The organism is Acinetobacter sp. AOR01_HL, assembly GCF_027855455.1.
Lineage (GTDB): Bacteria > Pseudomonadota > Gammaproteobacteria > Pseudomonadales > Moraxellaceae > Acinetobacter > Acinetobacter baumannii.
In genome coordinates this window covers 1-18,665 of the sequence record NZ_JAKTIM010000042.1, presented here as the reverse complement: position 1 = coordinate 18,665, position 18,665 = coordinate 1, and the positions used below count along the sequence as shown (strand labels likewise).

General features: G+C 37.9%; 16 protein-coding genes and 1 pseudogene. 5 read left to right on the top strand and 12 right to left on the bottom strand.

Annotation, left to right across the window (positions count from 1 at the left end; genetic code table 11):
• Positions 1-28: 28 nt before the first annotated feature.
• The 7 genes from hpt to MKL62_RS13240 all read right to left on the bottom strand — a co-directional run bounded on the left by hpt (position 29) and on the right by MKL62_RS13240 (position 7,106).
• On the bottom strand, positions 29-556 hold the full coding sequence (hpt, locus tag MKL62_RS13270) for a hypoxanthine phosphoribosyltransferase (protein ID WP_000214980.1): 528 nt from the start codon (positions 554-556) through the stop codon (positions 29-31).
• 214 nt (positions 557-770) lie between these two features.
• Positions 771-2,096 (bottom strand): guanine deaminase, encoded by a 1,326-nt coding sequence (gene guaD, locus MKL62_RS13265; RefSeq protein WP_005129993.1) that lies wholly within the window; start codon positions 2,094-2,096, stop codon positions 771-773.
• A gap of 56 nt (positions 2,097-2,152) precedes the next feature.
• On the bottom strand, positions 2,153-3,208 hold the full coding sequence (locus tag MKL62_RS13260) for a Rieske 2Fe-2S domain-containing protein (RefSeq protein ID WP_005129992.1): 1,056 nt from the start codon (positions 3,206-3,208) through the stop codon (positions 2,153-2,155).
• Between the two features lie 290 nt (positions 3,209-3,498).
• A complete protein-coding gene (locus MKL62_RS13255) occupies positions 3,499-4,659 on the bottom strand; it encodes a glutathionylspermidine synthase family protein (RefSeq protein WP_005129991.1) in 1,161 nt (386 codons plus the stop codon).
• A 21-nt stretch (positions 4,660-4,680) separates the two neighbouring features.
• The gene (locus MKL62_RS13250; RefSeq protein ID WP_001256727.1) at positions 4,681-5,046 is read right to left on the bottom strand and encodes a hypothetical protein; all 366 of its coding nucleotides are present in this window, start codon (positions 5,044-5,046) and stop codon (positions 4,681-4,683) included.
• Between the two features lie 188 nt (positions 5,047-5,234).
• Positions 5,235-6,191, bottom strand: coding sequence for a TerC family protein (locus MKL62_RS13245; RefSeq protein ID WP_004843769.1), 957 nt, complete (start codon positions 6,189-6,191; stop codon positions 5,235-5,237).
• A 318-nt stretch (positions 6,192-6,509) separates the two neighbouring features.
• On the bottom strand, positions 6,510-7,106 hold the full coding sequence (locus MKL62_RS13240) for an undecaprenyl-diphosphatase (protein WP_000051338.1): 597 nt from the start codon (positions 7,104-7,106) through the stop codon (positions 6,510-6,512).
• A 135-nt stretch (positions 7,107-7,241) separates the two neighbouring features.
• On the opposite strand from MKL62_RS13240, the gene MKL62_RS13235 reads away from it, so the two are divergent.
• The gene (locus MKL62_RS13235) at positions 7,242-8,492 is read left to right on the top strand and encodes a low temperature requirement protein A (protein ID WP_004843767.1); all 1,251 of its coding nucleotides are present in this window, start codon (positions 7,242-7,244) and stop codon (positions 8,490-8,492) included.
• 70 nt (positions 8,493-8,562) lie between these two features.
• Here MKL62_RS13235 and mpl read toward each other — a convergent pair whose 3' ends face one another.
• A complete protein-coding gene (gene mpl / locus MKL62_RS13230) occupies positions 8,563-9,936 on the bottom strand; it encodes a UDP-N-acetylmuramate:L-alanyl-gamma-D-glutamyl-meso-diaminopimelate ligase (protein WP_004843764.1) in 1,374 nt (457 codons plus the stop codon).
• A 241-nt stretch (positions 9,937-10,177) separates the two neighbouring features.
• Between mpl and MKL62_RS13225 the strand changes: the two genes are divergently transcribed.
• The 4 genes from MKL62_RS13225 to MKL62_RS13210 all read left to right on the top strand — a co-directional run bounded on the left by MKL62_RS13225 (position 10,178) and on the right by MKL62_RS13210 (position 14,349).
• A complete protein-coding gene (locus MKL62_RS13225; protein WP_002018080.1) occupies positions 10,178-10,540 on the top strand; it encodes a DMT family protein in 363 nt (120 codons plus the stop codon).
• A 183-nt stretch (positions 10,541-10,723) separates the two neighbouring features.
• Positions 10,724-11,236 (top strand): 5-(carboxyamino)imidazole ribonucleotide mutase, encoded by a 513-nt coding sequence (gene purE / locus MKL62_RS13220; protein WP_000994663.1) that lies wholly within the window; start codon positions 10,724-10,726, stop codon positions 11,234-11,236.
• Between the two features lie 9 nt (positions 11,237-11,245).
• Positions 11,246-12,367, top strand: a complete 1,122-nt coding sequence (locus MKL62_RS13215; RefSeq protein WP_000361786.1) for a 5-(carboxyamino)imidazole ribonucleotide synthase — start codon at positions 11,246-11,248, stop codon at positions 12,365-12,367.
• A 689-nt stretch (positions 12,368-13,056) separates the two neighbouring features.
• A complete protein-coding gene (locus tag MKL62_RS13210) occupies positions 13,057-14,349 on the top strand; it encodes a lytic murein transglycosylase (RefSeq protein WP_001252448.1) in 1,293 nt (430 codons plus the stop codon).
• Between the two features lie 49 nt (positions 14,350-14,398).
• Here the strand turns inward: MKL62_RS13210 and MKL62_RS13205 are convergent, their stop codons facing one another.
• The 4 genes and pseudogenes from MKL62_RS13205 to MKL62_RS13190 all read right to left on the bottom strand — a co-directional run bounded on the left by MKL62_RS13205 (position 14,399) and on the right by MKL62_RS13190 (position 18,610).
• On the bottom strand, positions 14,399-14,785 hold the full coding sequence (locus MKL62_RS13205; protein WP_001985173.1) for a hypothetical protein: 387 nt from the start codon (positions 14,783-14,785) through the stop codon (positions 14,399-14,401).
• Positions 14,786-14,886: 101 nt separating this feature from the next.
• Positions 14,887-15,898 (bottom strand): annotated as a pseudogene (locus MKL62_RS13200) (M57 family metalloprotease).
• 81 nt (positions 15,899-15,979) lie between these two features.
• Positions 15,980-16,897 (bottom strand): matrixin family metalloprotease, encoded by a 918-nt coding sequence (locus MKL62_RS13195; RefSeq protein WP_004843757.1) that lies wholly within the window; start codon positions 16,895-16,897, stop codon positions 15,980-15,982.
• Positions 16,898-17,231: 334 nt separating this feature from the next.
• Positions 17,232-18,610 (bottom strand): IS3-like element ISAba45 family transposase gene (locus tag MKL62_RS13190; RefSeq protein WP_094081405.1). Its coding sequence is split into 2 segments (ribosomal slippage): positions 17,232-18,136 and positions 18,136-18,610, totalling 1,380 coding nucleotides; the frame shifts between segments, so codons are not numbered across the junction.
• Between the last annotated feature and the right edge of the window lie 55 nt (positions 18,611-18,665).

Sequence of the window (18,665 nt, the reverse complement as noted above, 5' to 3'; positions counted from 1 at the left end):
GCACCTTGCGGTGCCATTTTTATAAAATTTATAGGCCAATCTCACCAATAAATGGTAAGTGACGATATTTCTGGTCGTAGTCTAAGCCATAACCAACAATAAATTTATCTTCAACTTCAAAACCTAAAAATTTAACTTCTAAATCAATTTCACGGCGAGATGGTTTACTCACTAATGTGCATAATTGAATTGAATTTGGTTCGCGAGTCTGCAACATTTCCACGACTTTGCTTAAGGTGTTGCCTGAGTCAATAATATCTTCAACCACAAGCACGTCTTTACCACGAATTTCACCATCAAGATCTTTTAAGATTTTAACGTCTCGACTTGAAGTGGTACCGCCGCCATAGCTAGACACTGTCATAAAGTCGAGTTCATGTGGTTTGGTAATCGTACGGCATAAGTCTGCCATGAAAATAACAGAACCACGAAGTAGACCAATCAGAACCAATTCTTTGTCACTATTTGCATAGTGAGAATTGATTTGCTCGCCGAGCTCTTTGACTTTTGCTTGAATTTCTTCGGTTGAAATCATGATGCTCATTGCAACAGTCATGGCAGATTCCTACAAGATATAAAAGAAAAAATAAAAAAGGTGTTGACCAGCAACACCTCGAAAATCTGAGTTAATGGTAAAATTTTAAAGCAAAATGACGTTTCATGCACCCTTTGATGGCTGTGAAATTTTATCATTTTGCGGAATATGTCGATCACGCTTTAACGCAATAGCACATATTCCAAATAATAACAAAACCTTAACAATGCCTTTTTTATTTGGCTGTTTCTTTTTGATAAGCACGGTTTCCATAAATATAAGTCGCCTCAATATTACGGTCATCACCTAAAGTGAATAATGCAAACAGTGAATCTTCAACAGACTTAGATTTAGACTGGCGAAGTTCCTGTAATGCTGTTGGCTTTAAGTTTAGTACCACAAAGTCTGCTTCTTTACCGACGTTGAAGTTACCTAACTGATCCTGCAAATCGAGTGCTTTTGCTCCGCCTAGGGTTGCATGATAAAGCGCTTCGTAAGCTGAGAGTTTATCACCTTGTAATTGCTGAACCTTATAAGCCTCGTTAACAGTTTGCAGTAAGCTAAACGATGTGCCAGCCCCAATATCTGTCCCTAAGCCTACTTTCACTTGTTTTTCCCAAGTTTTTTTCAATGGAAATAAACCACTGCCTAAGAACAGGTTTGAAGTTGGGCAAAATGCGATAGCCGATTGTGTATCATGCATACATTGCCATTCTTCATCTTCTAAATGAACGCAATGCGCAAACACAGAACGCTTACCAGTCAGGCCATAATGTTGATAAACATCTAAATAGCCTGCTTGTTCCGGGAATAAAGATTTCACCCAAGCAATTTCATCTTTGTTTTCACTTAAATGCGTATGGACATACACATCCGGAAATTCTTGTTTTAACTGCCCTGCTCTTTCTAATTGCTCAGGTGTAGAAGTCGGCGCAAATCGTGGCGTAATCGCATACAGAGCACGGCCCTTACCATGCCATTTTTCAATGAGTGCTTTAGTGTCGCTGTAAGCCGTTTCTGGCGTGTCACACAGCGCTTCCGGAGCATTACGGTCCATAAGTACCTTACCAGCAATTAATCGCATCTGAACGCGCTCTGCGGCTTCAAATAAGGCATCTACAGATTCGGGATGAACTGTACAGAAAACGAGGGCCGTGGTTGTACCGTGTTTTAAGAGTTCCTGAACAAAGAACTGGGCAATTTCGTTTGCATATGTTTTGTCTTGAAACTGGATTTCAGTTGGGAAAGTATAAGTATTAAGCCAGCTTAAAAGTTGCTCGCCGTAAGCTCCCACCATTTCGGTTTGAGGGAAGTGTATATGAGTATCAATAAAGCCAGGTACAATCAATTGTTCTGGATAATGTTGAACCTCAACTCCAGCAGGAAGATGCTGTTGAGCGTCTGCCCATGCACCAAACCATTTGATTTTTCCATGTTCACTAATCAATACACCATCTTCCAAATAACGTATTTGATTTTGAATATCAGTTGGCTCAGAGACAGTTTGTTGAATATCTAAAAAACGACCACGCACAACGGTGGTATTTGCGATCAATGACATGGAAAGCCTATATATTTTCACTTTTTTCGATTGATTGTACCCCAGTTAGCCAAGATTTAAACGGTATAACGTTTACTTAGTCCCCATTCAGCCAAAATCCTTCGATAAGTCGTTGATGAACGGTCTGCTTCAAAATGTGCTTCCATCATTAGATCAAGCGGTAGTTCTTCTGGCTTTTGTGATTCGACCATATCTTGGTCTTCGGCAAAAATTTGCGCATTAAATGCATATACCTTTTCTAAATCACCTGTTTGGTCAAAGTTACGTGTGAGTGGAACAAATAAGCGGGTTTTATTACTTGAGATAGGACAACAGGCATTTAAAATTTTTAAGATCCCACCTTCTGGAAAATCGACAGTAAGCACGGCAGAAAATGGCGGATAAACCTCAAAAGTACGCTTCCATAAAAAGCCTTCTGGTTCGAGATGTTTCAGTTCATGTGGATAATTACTGACATTGCTGATATAGACCGTTTTTAAGCCATAGTTGGTACGTTCAGTGTGATATTTAGGGACGACAGGATTATCACGACTGGCAAAGGCATTGTGATGCACCCATGCAAAATGAGCGACATCGATAAATCCTTCAAGTTGACGTCCACTAGAACCACCAATATCTACAAAAGGTGGCAAAATCGCTTGATGTTCTGCATCATCCCAAGTATCTAATACAGGAATATTGGCTTTATCAATATCACGACCATGAATACTGGTCCAAATGAGGCCGTATCTTTGCACAACCGGAAATTTGGTTAGAGAAAAACGATCAGAAATTTTAGTCAGTTCGGGCTGAGCTGGTATTTGGGTACATTTCCCTTCGGTGTTATAGCGTAGACCGTGATAAGGACAAACAATCTCCTCACCATCCACCCAACCTTTGGTTAAAGGCACGCCACGATGTGGGCAAATGTCTCGGACCAGATGAATTTCACCACTTTCTGTCTTGTAGAGTGCCATATTGACGTCTAGTAGTGTGACTCGTTGAGGCGCATTAGAGACATCTTGAATACGTGCGACGGGATACCAATGGCTCGATAAAATTTCCCAATCTTTTGCGTCAAAACTACTGTTACATGGTAGAGAAAGTGGCGTTAAAGTTGGAATCGCATTCATGGCATTACTCCTTAAAAAAATTAGGGCTCTGACGAGCCCCTAAAATCTAGGCTTTTTTCTTTTTTGGAGATGCAAAGAGCTTGCCAATATTGAATTTTAAGAAAGTAAACCAGAATAAAAAATTTAAAATACATAGAGTTAAATCATTATATTTTTGAATTTTTGTTCTAATTTAGCTTTAAAAGCGAACATTGATTATTCGCTATATATTTAAAATGCACTGATTGACTGCGTCGAAGGCACAATAAAAAAGCACCTAAACAGTGCTTTTTTAAATCTCTATTCGCTTATTACTCGACAAAATAATGTGCTGCAAAGTGGGCATCATTACCAATGATGTCATAACAATCTTCACGAATAGACATGCCTGCACATTGATGTCCAACCATCCATAAACCAAGAGTAGGTAGTTGTCCTGAAAATAATGGGGTGTCTACCCATTTCTGTACGACATAACCATATTTGTCATAGTCATCAAAATAAAAGCTACCAGAAGCCGCGCCTTGGTCATGGCCGTCTTGTAAAACCCGAATATTGGCCCCTTCCCTTGCCAAAATCGGCTTTTTCACCCATTTACCGGACAAAGCTTGTTGCGGGTTATAGGTATGGGATTCGACTAATAATGGATGGTTTGGATAACGCTTCCAAAGCTCAACCAGAATCGCTTTATTTGAAAGTAGCATTTTCCAGCAAGGTTCAATCCATTGTGTTTGTGGGTGGATATATTGAGAAAATGCTTCTTCCCAGATCCATTCCCATGGATAAAGTTTAAATATGTTTTGAATGGGCTGATTATGGAGATCAACAAAATCTTGCCCGTTCCAGCCTATGTTCTCCATAGAAAGCTCGGAAACTTGTAGATGAGCTTGGTAAGCGGTATCCATCAAATACTCGAGATTGCCCCAGTCTTCCCTTCCGGCTTCCTGACAGGCAGCAAAATGCACATGGCTACCACGCGGTAAAATTGTCTTCCAGCGTTTAATCAGGTCTTCATGAATACTATTGAACTGGTCTCGGTTTGCAATGCCCGAGACTTGTTCTATCCACAGCCACTGTGCGACAGAAGCTTCAAGTAAGCCAGTCGGTGTGTCGGCGTTATATTCCAGCATTTTGATATTTCGCCCATCGTAAGCGAAATCAAAGCGGCCATACAGCATCGGAGCATTTTGTTTCCATGAATGTTCAATATGGTTTATAGCGACTTCAGGAATTTGAAAATAAGCAGGATAGTCGCCCCGTTGAATAAGGTCTCCTACTACCGATAAACACATCTGATGCAGTTCATTTGCCGCATCTTCAAGTTGTTCAATCTGTTTAAGAGTAAACTCATACGCAACCCCTTCAGACCAGTAAATTGAGCCATCGAGAGAAGGTAAATTAAAATAATCAAAACCAATATTTTGATGTTCCACTTGCCAGTCTGGACGTGGAGTAAATATTTTTCTTTTCATATTAAGTGAATGCCTGAGGATTTAGCCGCCGAAAGAGAAACCGCTACGACCAAACCCCCCACGTATTGGGGATGAAGAAGACGCGCTTTTCGCCGTACTTGAGATAATGGGGCGACCTACACTCAAATTGCTGTAAGGATGTAAGGTATTTCCGTGATAAGAAACTTCCCGATTATTTTGATAATACGCAGGCCCTAAATAGCGGCTTCCAACATAGCTAGACCCATGTCCACTTGAGCTATTTTCTTGTTTACATGTTTCATTATTCCAGTCGCGAGCACAGTCATATTGGTTGTTATATACGTCTTGTACTAAAGGACCATCATTATGGCTACATGCCGTGAGTAATAACGGGACAACGACAAGATTAATTTTTTTAGAACGCATGAGACTCCACACATTTTAATAAATATATTCGGCATAAAATACCGATTAGCTGTTGTCTATTATGTTTCTGATTAGGAAAGATAAATTTTAGGTTGGCATATGATATTAACCTGTTTTTTTAAAGTACAGTCTCTTTTGAAGATTTAGATAACAAGGCATCTTACATGTAGATGCCTTGTTGTGATGAATTAGGACTGCAATTGCTTTTTGTTGTGTCGTAAAGAGAGGTAAGCAGTGATTGCTAACACTATGACGATAAAGCTTAATGAGATCCAGATTGGCATGTGGAATACATCAAGCAACAACATTTTTGCACCAATGAACAATAAGATAATGCCTAAGCCGTATGGCAAGTAATGCAATTTAGTCGCAGCGCCAGCAAGTAAAAAGAACATTGCGCGTAAACCTAAAATTGCCATTAAGTTCGCCGTTAAAACAATAAACGGGTCGCTAGTTACCGCGAAAATAGCAGGAATAGAATCTACTGCGAAAATCACGTCTGAAGCTTCAACCAAAATCAAAACTAAAAATAACGGTGTTGCCCATAATAAATCGTTTTGGCGTACAAAAAATTTGTCACCTTCAAGCTGTGGCGTAATACGCATATGGTTACGTAACCATTTTAAAAGCTTGATATCTTCAATATTGGTTTCTTCTTCTTGGCCTTTTAAGAACTTAAAGCCTGTATATACCAAGAACGCACCGAAGATATAAAGTACCCAAGAAAACTCTTGAACGAACCATGCACCAATAAAAATAAAGAGGGTACGCAGTACGATTGCACCTAATACGCCGTAGAGCAAAATTTTACGTTGTAGCGCAGCCGGTATAGCAAACGCTGCGAAAATCATTAACCACACGAAAACGTTGTCAATTGCGAGGGACTTTTCGAGTAAGTAACCTGCAAAATATTCCATGGTTTTTTGGTTTGCTAAGGTCACCCCAACTGTTTGTTGTAGGTAAAGCCATAAACCACCACCAAATAAAGCTGCAACGCTTACCCACGCCACGCTCCAGTAAGCAGCTTGCTTAATTGAAACATCTTGACCTTGTTTTTGCTTAAAGCCCAAGAAGTCAATCAGAAGCATGACAATGACTATGCCAAAGAATGCTACGTACAGCCATAAATTGCCGATTGTTTCCATAAATCCTCCATACATCCGGCAATTGGGCATAAAAAAACCTCGACCAGTTGCCAGATGAATTAAACATCTGTATCAACATGATCAAGGTCTTGCCTACACCATGAATTTCACGATGCTCAGATACCGACTTTTTAATAAAAGTGTATTGACGATATCTGACACATAACATTGCTGTTATGTTTGGAGGAGGCTACTCCCCTTGTCAAATTAAATTCTGTTTTGGATAAAACATATCCAAGTCCACATAGAATGGCAGATTTTTTTGTATTACGCAACTGAACTTCATGTGGTGGTTTTACTACATAAAAGCTCTAGAGGTTATTTAATCAAACCACGGTCTAAAAGCGGTTTGCATATAATCTGGTAAAGGTGAATAAAGAATGCAGTTAAAGGCGTACCATAAACATTCCAGAAGTAATAACCGGCTGTGTTGACTAGTAACGCGACAATAAAAGCACCCAACATATCTAAAGGGAAATGCACACCTAAATAAATACGTGACCACGCCACCACAAATGACAAAAATAAAAGAATAATTCCAATCATTTTGCGCTGAGCAAATAAATAAGACAGGGCAATGGTGCTAAAAATTAGCATATGATTACTTGGAAAAGACGCTGTTGGCGCATGTTCAATAAAGGTGGTGCCCACACCCATCACAAACGGTCTTGGGTGATGGTAAAACAGAGAAATAACGTAACCGACTAAAAGCGATACACAGGTTAGAAAGACAGATTTAATGACCCTATTTTTTAAATCTTGATCGCCATAAAACCATAAAAATGTAAGTATGAATAAAAGAATATAGAGGAGATCATTAGCAAAAAAGATAGCAAGACGAATGATAAATTGACTCGCATCCTGAGCCCCATTAATGACATGGAATAAGCTAAGGTTGAGTGTTTCTAAAGACATTCATATTCCAAACAAGAACAAAAACGTGAGCTATGATAAAGAATTAAGCTTAAGGTCTTGATAAAGAATTGTCACAAAAATGAAATATAGTTTATTTGTGAGTAAATAATAGACAGTAAGGCTAGATAATTTTTAATGCGTGTTCGGGGCATTAATATTAAAGTGTTAACGTGTTGGCACTTTATTCGAGAACGTTATTTTATGACTACTCAAGAAAAACAGAAAAAATTAAGTTTGAGGCCCCTATCTCCAAGAGATCCAGAACAGCCGCATAGAGCAGCAACTCCCCTCGAATTATTATTCGATTTAATTTTTGTGGTCGCGATTGCAACAGCAGGTCAGCAGCTACATCATGCAATTATTGAAAATCATCTATGGCATGCATTACCAAGTTATCTGATGGTATTTTTTGCGCTGTGGTGGGCATGGATGAATTTTTCATGGTTTGCTTCGGCTTACGATAATGACGATGCATTGTATCGGTGTCTTACCTTTGTACAGATTGTAGGGTCATTGGTCATGGCCGCAGGTATTCCTGATGTGTTCCATAGTCAGGATTTTGACATCATTATTGTCGGCTATGTGATTATGCGTTTGGCTTTAGTCACCCAGTGGCTGAGAGCCGCAAAACATGATCCTGAACGGCGAATTACAGCGTATCGCTATGCCATAGGTATCGTATTGGTACAAATTGGCTGGCTTGTTGCTAACTTTGCTCATGCCCTTTCAATTCCTTTATTTTTACTTCTGGTTGCGGTCGAGTTATTTGTTCCTATCTATGCAGAAAAATATTCTCCTACGCCGTGGCATCCTCATCATATTGTAGAGCGCTATGCCCTTCTTACTATTATCGTTTTAGGGGAATCCATCGTAGGTAGCTTTAATGCCATTCGTGATGCGCTTGCGGCTCAATCTATTAATATTCCGGCTGTTTTTTTAATGATTGGCGGATTAATGCTGATGTTTGCAATGTGGTGGGCTTACTTTGACCGCAGTGAACAGCATCATCATATTAAAGGTGTACGTCCGTTTGTTTGGGGATATGGCCATTATTTTGTTTTTGTGAGTATTGCTGCGGTAGGTGCTGCCCTTGCTGCTGCTGTGGATGTCACCACGCACCATGCCCATATTTCTGATTTATACATGGGTGTAATTGTCGCGGTGAGTGTGGTGCTTTATACCAGTTGCATATGGATACTTTATGAGTTTCAGTGCTTATCTGGAATTACTAAATGGTTTTATCCTATTACTGCACTCATTATTTTATGTATTCCGTTTATTTGTAATAACGTGGGATATAGCGTGTTTGCGATGGGTATTGTCTATACGTTACGTTTATTCATCTCGAATAAATTTATGCAAAATATAGAGCCAAAACAGGTTTAAAAAATAATTAAACTAAAAAAACGGGTTTCAATTTGAAACCCGTTTTTTATTGAATCATCTGGAGCGCAAGTTAAGCAGCTTTAGCTTTTAATGCGCTCATAAGTTTTTGATGTAAGCCACCAAAACCACCATTAGACATAATTACAACGGCATCACCCTCACCTGCTTCATTGACAATACGTTCAATAATTTCATCAAGTGAACGGCTGACTTGGGCATGGTTAGTCGCAGCTTCAATCACAGGTTGTAAATCCCAATCTAGGCCTTCTGGCTGATACCAAATCACTTCGTCTGCTAAACGAGCAGAATGTGCTAAGCCATCTTTATGGCTACCCATGCGCATGGTATTTGAACGTGGCTCAATAATGGCCCATAAACGACGTTCGCCTAAACGTTTACGTGCGCCATCTAAAGTCGTGTCGATTGCTGTTGGATGGTGAGCGAAGTCATCATAAACCTCAATACCATTGATCGTGCCGAGTAACTCCATACGGCGTTTTACACCGCCAAAGTTAGACAAAGCTTCACATGCCTTTTCAAGCGAAACGCCTATATGCTGAGCGGCTGCAATCGTTGCCAATGCATTCGCTACGCTATGCTGCCCTGTCATGCTCCATTTTACTTCGCCAACAACATTGCCATTTTCGAGTACTTTAAAATGGCTGCCATCAATTGAAATTAATTCGGCAGACAAAGCAGCTTTTTCATTTGCTTCTAAACTTGTACGAATCACTGGTGTCCAGCAGCCCATTTCAAGTACTTCATCAATATGTGTTTCAGTAATTGGCGCAATAATACGGCCTTCACTTGGAATAGTACGAACCAGATGATGGAATTGCTTTTGAATCGCTGCTAGGTCATCAAAAATATCGGCATGGTCAAATTCAAGGTTATTTAAAATCGCCGTTTTTGGATGATAATGAACAAACTTAGAACGTTTATCGAAGAAAGCTGAGTCATATTCGTCGGCTTCAACCACAAAGTATTTGCCACCGCCTAAACGAGCACTTTCACTAAAACCAAGTGGAACACCGCCAATTAAAAAGCCCGGGTTTAAACCCGCCTGATCAAGTACCCAAGCGAGCATGGTTGTCGTAGTTGTTTTCCCGTGAGTACCTGCCACACCAAGCACATGTTTACCTTGTAAAACGTGATCAGCAAGGAACTGTGGACCAGAAATATATGGCAGACCTTCATTTAGCATGTATTCGACAGCATCTATACCACGTTTCATGGCATTGCCGACAATAACCAAGTCCGGATGAGGCTGTAAATGGCTACGGTCATAGCCTTGCATGAGTTCAATACCTGCATTTTCTAACTGGGTAGACATTGGCGGGTAAACGTTTGAATCGGAACCTGTTACCTTATGTCCTAAATCACGAGCTAAAAGTGCTAAAGAGCCCATAAAAGTGCCACAAATACCCAAGATATGCAGATGCATTGCTCGCCTTCTCCACTGCTTTTGTACACAGTATTAATGTGAATTACTGTGTTTTCATTATTGATAAATTTGCCAGCAACGATAGCAAGGCTCAACTGGAAAAGATAGTCAAAATTCGTTGTTGTTCTATGTGTTTGAGGCGTTCATAAAAGTACAGCTTTATTTTTTAGATTTAAGCTGAATTACAGTTTTATCTTTTATAATATTTTCGATCCATATTAATACTTACATCATCGTGATGATGAAGGATGTGCCTTTGAGCCCAACGGTTTTAGCTTTCGTTCTGTTAATTATTTCTAACTGTTTTATGACACTTGCATGGTATGGGCATCTTAAGTTTTTGCACCACGCACCATTCTGGCAAGCGATTTTATTTGGTTGGACTATTGCCCTGCTTGAATATAGTTTTATGATTCCGGCAACTCGACTCTTGAGTGACCAAGGTTGGACTTTGGGTGAAATGAAAATTACCCAAGAAGTTGTCACGCTTATTGTATTTGTTCCATTTATGGTGTTGCTATTTAAGCAGCCGTTCAAGCTAGACTATGTTTGGGCTATGTTATGCCTGTTTGGTTGTGTCTATTTTGTATTTAGAAGCCAGTAAAATTATATGAAATTGGGTTTTCAGACAGATCGTTGTTAAATCCATCGGAATCATGCTTTTTCCACATAAACTTGGGCTTTGGGGTGAGTGAAAAAACAGCTATAATATTGGCCTCATCTTTTTCTCTCATGCTTGGCTTGGTACAAGTCGAGTTTTTACCATTTTTACGCTTTGGAAATGCCAATGAACGCGGTCGCAACAGATACCCAACCTTTAGTCGGAATTATCATGGGTTCCCAGTCCGATTGGGCAACGCTTGAACATACTGCCAATATGCTTAAACAACTTGGTGTCCCATTTGAAGCGGAAGTGGTATCTGCTCACCGTACTCCGGACCGTTTGTTTGAATATGCAGAAACTGCGCGTGATCGTGGTATTCAAGTGATTATTGCAGGCGCTGGTGGAGCTGCGCATTTACCAGGTATGTGTGCGGCAAAAACTGATTTACCTGTGTTGGGTGTACCAGTTAAATCATCAATTTTAAATGGCGTAGATTCATTACTTTCAATTGTACAAATGCCAGCAGGTATCGCTGTAGGTACTTTGGCAATTGGTCCGGCTGGTGCGACCAATGCTGCGATTATGGCTGCTCAAATCTTAGGTTTAACTCGTCCTGAAATCGCAAAAAATGTTGCAGATTTCCGTGCTGCACAAACTGATAAAGTTGCAAGCAACAATATTCCGGGACAGGTTTAAGAGGCTGAAATGGATAAAACTATCGGTATTTTTGGTGGTGGGCAATTGGGCCGTATGATGGCGCAAGCAGCTTTACCATTAAATATTCAATGTACTTTTTTTGAAGCAAATACAGATTGTCCAGCAGGTGTTTTAGGCCAAGTTTTTTCTAGTCAAGATGAACAAGGTTTAAAGCAGTTTATTGAAAGCGCTGATGTTTTCAGTCTTGAGTTTGAAAATACACCTGTTGCAGATGTAGATGTGTTAACACAAACTAAAACACTGCACCCTCCCCGTATTGCTTTAGCAACTGCGCAAAATCGTTTGTCAGAAAAAGCATTGTTTGATGAACTTGCGATTCCTGTTGCGCCGTATCGTGCTGTAGATAGTCTAGAAAGCTTGAAAAAAGCTGTTGCTGAGCTTGGTTTGCCGATTGTACTTAAGACTGCAACTGGCGGATATGATGGCAAAGGTCAGTTTGTACTTCGTTCCGAAGACCAAATTGATACAGCTTGGGCAGAGCTTGGTCCTGCAAAAAGTTTAGTGGCTGAAAGCTTTGTGAAATTTTCTCGCGAAGTTTCGATTATTGCAGTACGTGGTCAAAATGGTGAAGTGAAGACTTGGCCATTAGCTGAAAACCACCATCACAACGGTATTTTGTCGCACTCAATCGTACCTGCACCGAATAGTGAAGCTCTACAACCTGTTGCTCAAGACTACATTACGCGTTTGTTAAATCATCTCAACTATGTAGGCGTGCTAACTCTCGAGCTATTTGTGACAGAACAAGGCTTATGCGCGAATGAGATGGCACCACGTGTGCATAACTCAGGTCACTGGTCAATTGAAGGCGCGGTTTGTTCTCAGTTTGAAAATCATATTCGAGCTGTTGCAGGATTACCATTAGGCTCAACAGACGTTGTTCGGCCAACGGTTATGATCAATATTATTGGTCAACATCCTAAAACTGAGGATGTTTTGGCACTGAATGGCGCTCATCTGCACCTTTATAACAAATCGGAACGTGCGGGCCGTAAGTTAGGTCACATTACATTAATGCCTGTGGATAGTAATGAATTGACGAATTTATGCCGTCAGTTAGCGAAAATTTTGCCAGAACCACTCGCTTTAACAGATGATATGACCATTTAAATAAGTTAAATTTTCTAAAAAGCGATCTTCGGATCGCTTTTTTTTGTCTTTTAAATTTAAAAAAATATTAAAAACCTTTTATTTGCTCACTGTGGATAACTTTTGTTGAGCTTTTGAATTTAAATATAGGCCCTAATTTTGAATTTAAAAATAAAATAAGTTGTTTTGAGAGTTTTTAAATTTAAAATAAGTTATCCCCAATACTTAAAGTTTGAATTTAAGTCTGGTACTGCAGCTGGTGTTTGTTTTGAATTTAAAAAGATGTATGTCGTCTGAATGATATTTTGAATTCAAAACTGCGCCTGACTTTTAAATTTAAAACGTATATTCATGAGTAGACAAGGGCTTGTACTTCACAAAAGTTATGAAAAGCATAAAGAATATAGTGTGTAAGGCGCTTTAGGTGTGTGGTTTTATGAGTTATCCACAAGTGGATTGGGTTTGGATTTTTAAATTTAAAATGAAGTTTTTGAATTTAAATTAGAGGGCGGATTTTGAATTTAAAAATTAATTCATCTTGTGAGGAAAGTTTTAAATTCAAAAATAGAGGGGAAATTTGAATTTAAAACTCCGAAAATGAATTTAAAGAAGTAATTATGAATTCAAATTTACGATTTCTCTCTGAAAAATTTGAGTCCATAATGGTATGGTACTTACAAATTTAAATTTAAAAATTGAACTAGGATAATATGCGACGTTTTTCTTGTATTGTTGGGTCTGTATTTTTGGCGATGACCCAGGCTCAAGCAGAGCTGGTAATTAATGGTTCTACAATATCTAGTAATGCGACTGTTCCAGTAACGAATAGTAATACTTATACGCCTAATAATAATTTCCAGAGCTGTTTGGCAAATTTACGTTCACAGGCTATTGCTGCTGGTGTTTCAGGTAGCACTTATGATCGCTATACGCAAAATTTAACACCAGATTACTCGGTGATTGATAAGTTAAATTACCAACCAGAGTTTTCGACACCGATTTGGGATTATTTGTCTGGTCTGGTAGATGAAGAACGTGTTGCACTTGGAAAACAAAAACTTGCACAACACCGTGATGTTTTAAATCGTGCTTCTCAAGTGTATGGTGTGCCTGCTGAAACCATTGTAGCAGTATGGGGCGTTGAAAGTAATTTTGGTGATATCTCTGGAAAATATCCTTTATTACAAGCGCTTGGAACTTTAAGTTGTGAAGGGCGCCGGCAAAGTTATTTCCGTACCGAGTTTTTTGCCACAATGCGTATTTTACAGCGTGGTGACTTAACTGAAGATCAACTTAAAGGTTCATGGGCAGGAGCATTTGGTCATACTCAATTTATGCCATCAACTTATGAACGCTTAGCGGTTGATTTTGATGGAGATGGCCGACGCGATTTAGTATCGAGTACTGCAGATGCATTGGCATCAACGGCTAATTTCTTGAATAAAGCAGGTTGGCAGACGGGTATGCCTTGGGGCTTTGAAGTTCAAATTCCAGCAGGCATGTCAATTGATGGAGAAGGACGACGCTCGAAAAAACCATTAAGCAGTTGGAGTGCGCGAGGAGTAACACGGATTGATGGTTCGCCACTAATACAAGGTCCTTTGTCTGGTAGTACGCCAGCCGGTTTAATGGCTCCAGCAGGACCAAGTGGACCAGTATTTTTAGTATTTAAGAATTTTGATGCTATTTATAGTTACAACGCTGCGGAAAGTTACGGGCTGGCAATTGCACATTTGTCTGATCGCTTAAGAGGAGCAGGTCCATTTGTTAGCTCTTGGCCAACTGATGATCCTGGTACTTCACGTGCAGAGCGTCGTGAAATTCAGCAATTTTTGATTAATCGTGGCTATGATATTGGTGCTGTTGATGGATTGATTGGCGATAAAACCCGTGTTGCTATTCGTCAGGAGCAAACCCGTTTAGGTTTAAATCCAACAGGACGGGCAGGGCAACAAATTTTACGTGCATTCCGCCAAGAACAAGCACGAAAAATGATGCAATAAAATATTAAATAAAAAAGGTCTGCATATGCAGACCTTTTTTATTAAACAGCTAAACTATAGATTGATCTAGCTTAACTGCTTCCAATATATCAAAAATAACTGAGGTGACATCTTGGCTTAAATCACGGTCATTAAAGATTTCATAAGCAGTAATTGTGACATCTGTATCACTTGGTAGCTGCTTTTGTTCTTCTTCAATTAGGTGCTCGATAGGCAATAATGTCTGCTTAACTTCCAGATGTAAAATATCTTTATATTCAATATTTTCATCTTCAAGCTCAATTTCTTGCTCATTGAAGTAAGGTAATAAAATAGAATGAAGATAAGGTTTAAGTTCAATAATATCAAATAGTTCGATATCTCGAGTTTGCTCAATCGTACTAATGTGATCATTTACTTCAATCAGGATATGATAATAACTCATCTTGATCTCCATTCTATTTTAGACGGCTCTTACAACCACAATAACATGACTTTGACATGAATTTCGATGTATCTATTTATAAAATAGATACATCGTATGAGTTCAGTATCTAATTATTGAGGTAAAGCGCTTAATAGATCACGATCAGCATCAGTTAAAATATTACTTTTTTTATCGCTATCTTTTCGAACTGAATACATTAAAGCACCCGGTTGATCACTATGTTTTAAGCCAAGTGCATGGCCTAATTCATGAGCAATTGTTAAACGTAAATCATCAATAGAACTATATTCATAGATCATGATTTGTTTACCGTTATAAATACCTTTCTTAAATACATCAGCTTGGGCATTTTGCTTAAACTGATTTAATGATTGATTGAATTCATCATTAATCTGGTTAAAGTGAGTAACCTTTTTATTTAAGTCTGCAGCTTGCTGATTATAAGCAGCGATATCTTTCTTTAAAGCAACTGTCTGTTTCTGTAAATCTTTCTGAGTTTTCGAAAGTGATTTTGCAGTGTATTCAGGTGCTAATTTTCCTTCCTTAAACTGCATCATCTGTTGATCAAAATTCTTCAACTTCTCATTTAAGATCTGTTTTTTATTTTCAAGATCCGATTGAGTTTGACTTAAATTTTGCTTCAACTGTTTAATTTGTTGTTGCTCATCAATTACACGTTGTTGGTCTTGTTTAAACTGAGAAGCGATTTTTTGACGCTCTGCTGAACGATTTTGGCTGTCATCGTATACAAGACGAATTTCTAACTTTGCATTTGGGTCATAAGTAAAGTAATTTTTACCTGTGCCTTCTTTCCAAATATCAGCAGCTTGCTGTGTAATCTGGATCAATTGCTCTTGACTTAAACCAAAACGAGGGTCAACTTCAGCAATTTTATATGTCAAATGTTGAACATTTTTTTGCTGAACTTGGGTGTGTAGGGGAGTCGCAAGATTAGCATTAGCCTGAAAATTAGAAAAAGCAAAGGCCATGCCTAATAACAAAGAAGTTAAACGCATAATCAAAGGGGGGGAGATTTGAAAAAAAACGTATTATAAGAATATAAAATGAAAAATCAATCAAAAAATATACAATTTCGACAAAATAATGAGACTTGTGTCTCATTGTTTTTTACCAAATGCCAAATTATTTTTTAGTAAAAATTGAATAGTTTTTATTTTATTTAGTTTATTTAATTAGTTAGTTTTAATGATTTTCATCATTTAAACCATATAATGTAGCCAATAGATCTAAATCTGAATTTGTTAATTTGAAGTTATGAATATCCTGCTCTCTTAAAAGAGGATACATCAAAGATTTAGGATCATCGGTATGTTTTAAACCTAATGCATGTCCAAACTCATGAGCAAGTGTTAGGCGCAAATCATCGAATGAAGTAAAGCCATAAATCTGAATTTGGTTTTGACTAAACAAGCCTTTATGAAAAGTCTTTGAGCCAGAAGTCGTGCTCAAATTAAATTGCTCAATAGATTGATTAAGCAGGCTTTGTTGTTGATTTATTTGCTTAATTTGTCTATTAAGCATTTCTATTTTATTGCTATGTTGAGAAAACTTTGTTTGTAATTCTAACGAAAGCTGGCTTAACTCAGCTTGGCGTTTGTTTAAACAGCTTTGAGTAAATTGCCCATAGTTTCCTTGATTAAAAAGAGATACATCTTTTTGATATTGTTCGAATTTATAATTAAGATTCTCTTTTTCTTTATTCAAAAGAGAGGTTTCCTGATCAATTTGTTGTTTAAATAAAAGAATAGCTTTATTTTTCTCTCTCCATTCTTCCTGCTGCTTTAATAGCTCATTTATACTATTTTTTCTTTCATTTTGAGTAGCTTGTTGGTTGTCCAATACTAAATTAATAGTAAGCTCTGCTTGAGAATCATAAATAAAATAGGTTTTCCCAGTTTCTTTTTGCCAAATTTCAGCTGCTTCTTTACCAATTTGAATAAATTGTTCTTTCGTTAATTCAAAACGTGGATCTATATAATCAATCCTATATTTTAAAGGCTGATTAAAAGAAATATTTGATAAATTGCTTTGAGCAAAAGCAGCTACCTGTAAGCTTATACTGAAGTATAAACTTATTCCCCACCATAGAAATTTTTTCATGGCAAAAATAAAAATATAAATAAATTCTTATTGTTAGGATGTAATCCTTATTCGTCAAAGTGATAAAAATGACCAGAGATAGCGATTGTTTTGTGAACTTGCTAAAGAAAGAGAATAAATAAATACATGTGTTTGGCATTAATGGAAAAATTAATGGATTTCATAACAGTGATTTTAATTTTTTAAAATATCTATAAATAATAAATAGTTAATTTTTATGATTGACTATTTTGCCCATTAAGTTCATGAAAATATATAAAAAATATTATTGTTACTTTTTGTAAATAATAAAAAACCGCGCTTTTGATCTGACCCCATAAAGTTGGACAATTAATTAAGCAGCTTCTAAGGACTGAGTTCTGTATTGTACAGGGCTTAGTCCTTTTAATTTAACCTTGATTCTTTCATGGTTGTAATAATGAATGTATTCTTTCACAGTTTTCTCTAATTCCTCAACAGAATTAAATTTTTCACCGTAGAAACATTCTGATTTAAGTATTCCAAAGAAACTCTCCATTGATGCATTATCTAAGCAATTTCCTTTACGAGACATACTTTGGGTTAAACCATTTTCTGCTAGTTCTCGCTGATAATGACGCATTTGATATTGCCATCCCTGATCTGAATGGATGATAGGCTTTTCATGATCTGCAAGCTTCGTAAGTGCATCTTTCAACATATTTTTTACTAACTCATACATTGGTCTACGGTGGGTTTGGAAGGCAATAATTTCCCCATTAAACAAGTCCATAATTGGTGATAGGTAAAGCCTATCTCCTCGAATATTAAACTCGGTTACATCCGTTACCCATTTCTGATTTGGTTTGTCAGCTTTAAATTGGCGCTGTAGTACATTATCTGCAACTTGCCCGATGTCCCCTTTGTAAGAACGATATTTTGCGATTCTAATGCGTGATTTAAGTTTCATTGACTGCATGAGTCTTTGTACACATTTATGGTTAATTGTTAATCCCATATTCTTTAAAGCAAGAGTAATTCTACGATAGCCATACCGACCTTTATGCTTATGATAGATCATCTTAATTTGCTGCTTAAGGTCACTGTATTTGTCGTTAAGCTTTGATCGCTGCTCATGATAAAAGTACGTGCTTCGAGCCATCTGTGATGCACGTAATAGATATTTCAATTTATAGTTTTGCCTTAATTCAGAAATGAATCTTGTAACCGTTGCTGTTCGGCTTGTTCCTGTTCTTTCTGCTTCTGAATCAAGGCTCTCCGCTTTTTTAAATAAGCGTTCTCAGCTCGTAGATATGCAAGTTCTTCTAGTAGCTGTTCTTGGGTTTTGTCTCTATCATTCAGAGCATTTTTGACTTTTTTTATCTTAGGCTTTGGCACGGATTTAGGTCGTCCTTTCGGCTTAGCTTTTAAGCCATCTATACCGTGTTCTTCGTATTGGAGCAACCAACTTAATAACTGTGTGTGTGATTTCAGATTAAATTGATTTGTAGCTTCACGTACAGATAAACCTTGTTCAAGAACAGACTGAATAACTTTAAATTTAAATTCAGGAGTATATACAGTATTTGTGTTTTTCCTGCTCAGACCCTCAGCACCATGATTATTATAATTGGCTACCCATTTAGCAACATCGCTATGATGTATTCCAAATTTATGACTTACTTGGTGTCTGCCAAAACCAGATAAGTAATATTGGACAACCTCAAGTTTAAATTCTTGAGAATATTTAGCCATAGAAAAGCACCCTCCAAGTTAGACTGAATGTGTCCAACTTTCGGGGTGCAGTTCA

Excerpts from the sequence above, each read along its gene's own strand:
- purE (WP_000994663.1), top strand. The coding sequence starts at position 10,724 with ATGAACGCGGTCGCAACAGATACCCAACCTTTAGTCGGAATTATCATG.
- mpl (WP_004843764.1), bottom strand. The coding sequence starts at position 9,936 with ATGCATCTGCATATCTTGGGTATTTGTGGCACTTTTATGGGCTCTTTA.
- guaD (WP_005129993.1), bottom strand. The coding sequence starts at position 2,096 with ATGTCATTGATCGCAAATACCACCGTTGTGCGTGGTCGTTTTTTAGAT.
- MKL62_RS13250 (WP_001256727.1), bottom strand. The coding sequence starts at position 5,046 with ATGCGTTCTAAAAAAATTAATCTTGTCGTTGTCCCGTTATTACTCACG.
- MKL62_RS13255 (WP_005129991.1), bottom strand. The coding sequence starts at position 4,659 with ATGAAAAGAAAAATATTTACTCCACGTCCAGACTGGCAAGTGGAACAT.
- MKL62_RS13205 (WP_001985173.1), bottom strand. The coding sequence starts at position 14,785 with ATGGAGATCAAGATGAGTTATTATCATATCCTGATTGAAGTAAATGAT.
- MKL62_RS13245 (WP_004843769.1), bottom strand. The coding sequence starts at position 6,191 with ATGGAAACAATCGGCAATTTATGGCTGTACGTAGCATTCTTTGGCATA.
- MKL62_RS13215 (WP_000361786.1), top strand. The coding sequence starts at position 11,246 with ATGGATAAAACTATCGGTATTTTTGGTGGTGGGCAATTGGGCCGTATG.
- MKL62_RS13260 (WP_005129992.1), bottom strand. The coding sequence starts at position 3,208 with ATGAATGCGATTCCAACTTTAACGCCACTTTCTCTACCATGTAACAGT.
- MKL62_RS13240 (WP_000051338.1), bottom strand. The coding sequence starts at position 7,106 with ATGTCTTTAGAAACACTCAACCTTAGCTTATTCCATGTCATTAATGGG.
- MKL62_RS13210 (WP_001252448.1), top strand. The coding sequence starts at position 13,057 with ATGCGACGTTTTTCTTGTATTGTTGGGTCTGTATTTTTGGCGATGACC.
- MKL62_RS13225 (WP_002018080.1), top strand. The coding sequence starts at position 10,178 with ATGAAGGATGTGCCTTTGAGCCCAACGGTTTTAGCTTTCGTTCTGTTA.
- hpt (WP_000214980.1), bottom strand. The coding sequence starts at position 556 with ATGACTGTTGCAATGAGCATCATGATTTCAACCGAAGAAATTCAAGCA.
- MKL62_RS13235 (WP_004843767.1), top strand. The coding sequence starts at position 7,242 with ATGCGTGTTCGGGGCATTAATATTAAAGTGTTAACGTGTTGGCACTTT.
- MKL62_RS13195 (WP_004843757.1), bottom strand. The coding sequence starts at position 16,897 with ATGAAAAAATTTCTATGGTGGGGAATAAGTTTATACTTCAGTATAAGC.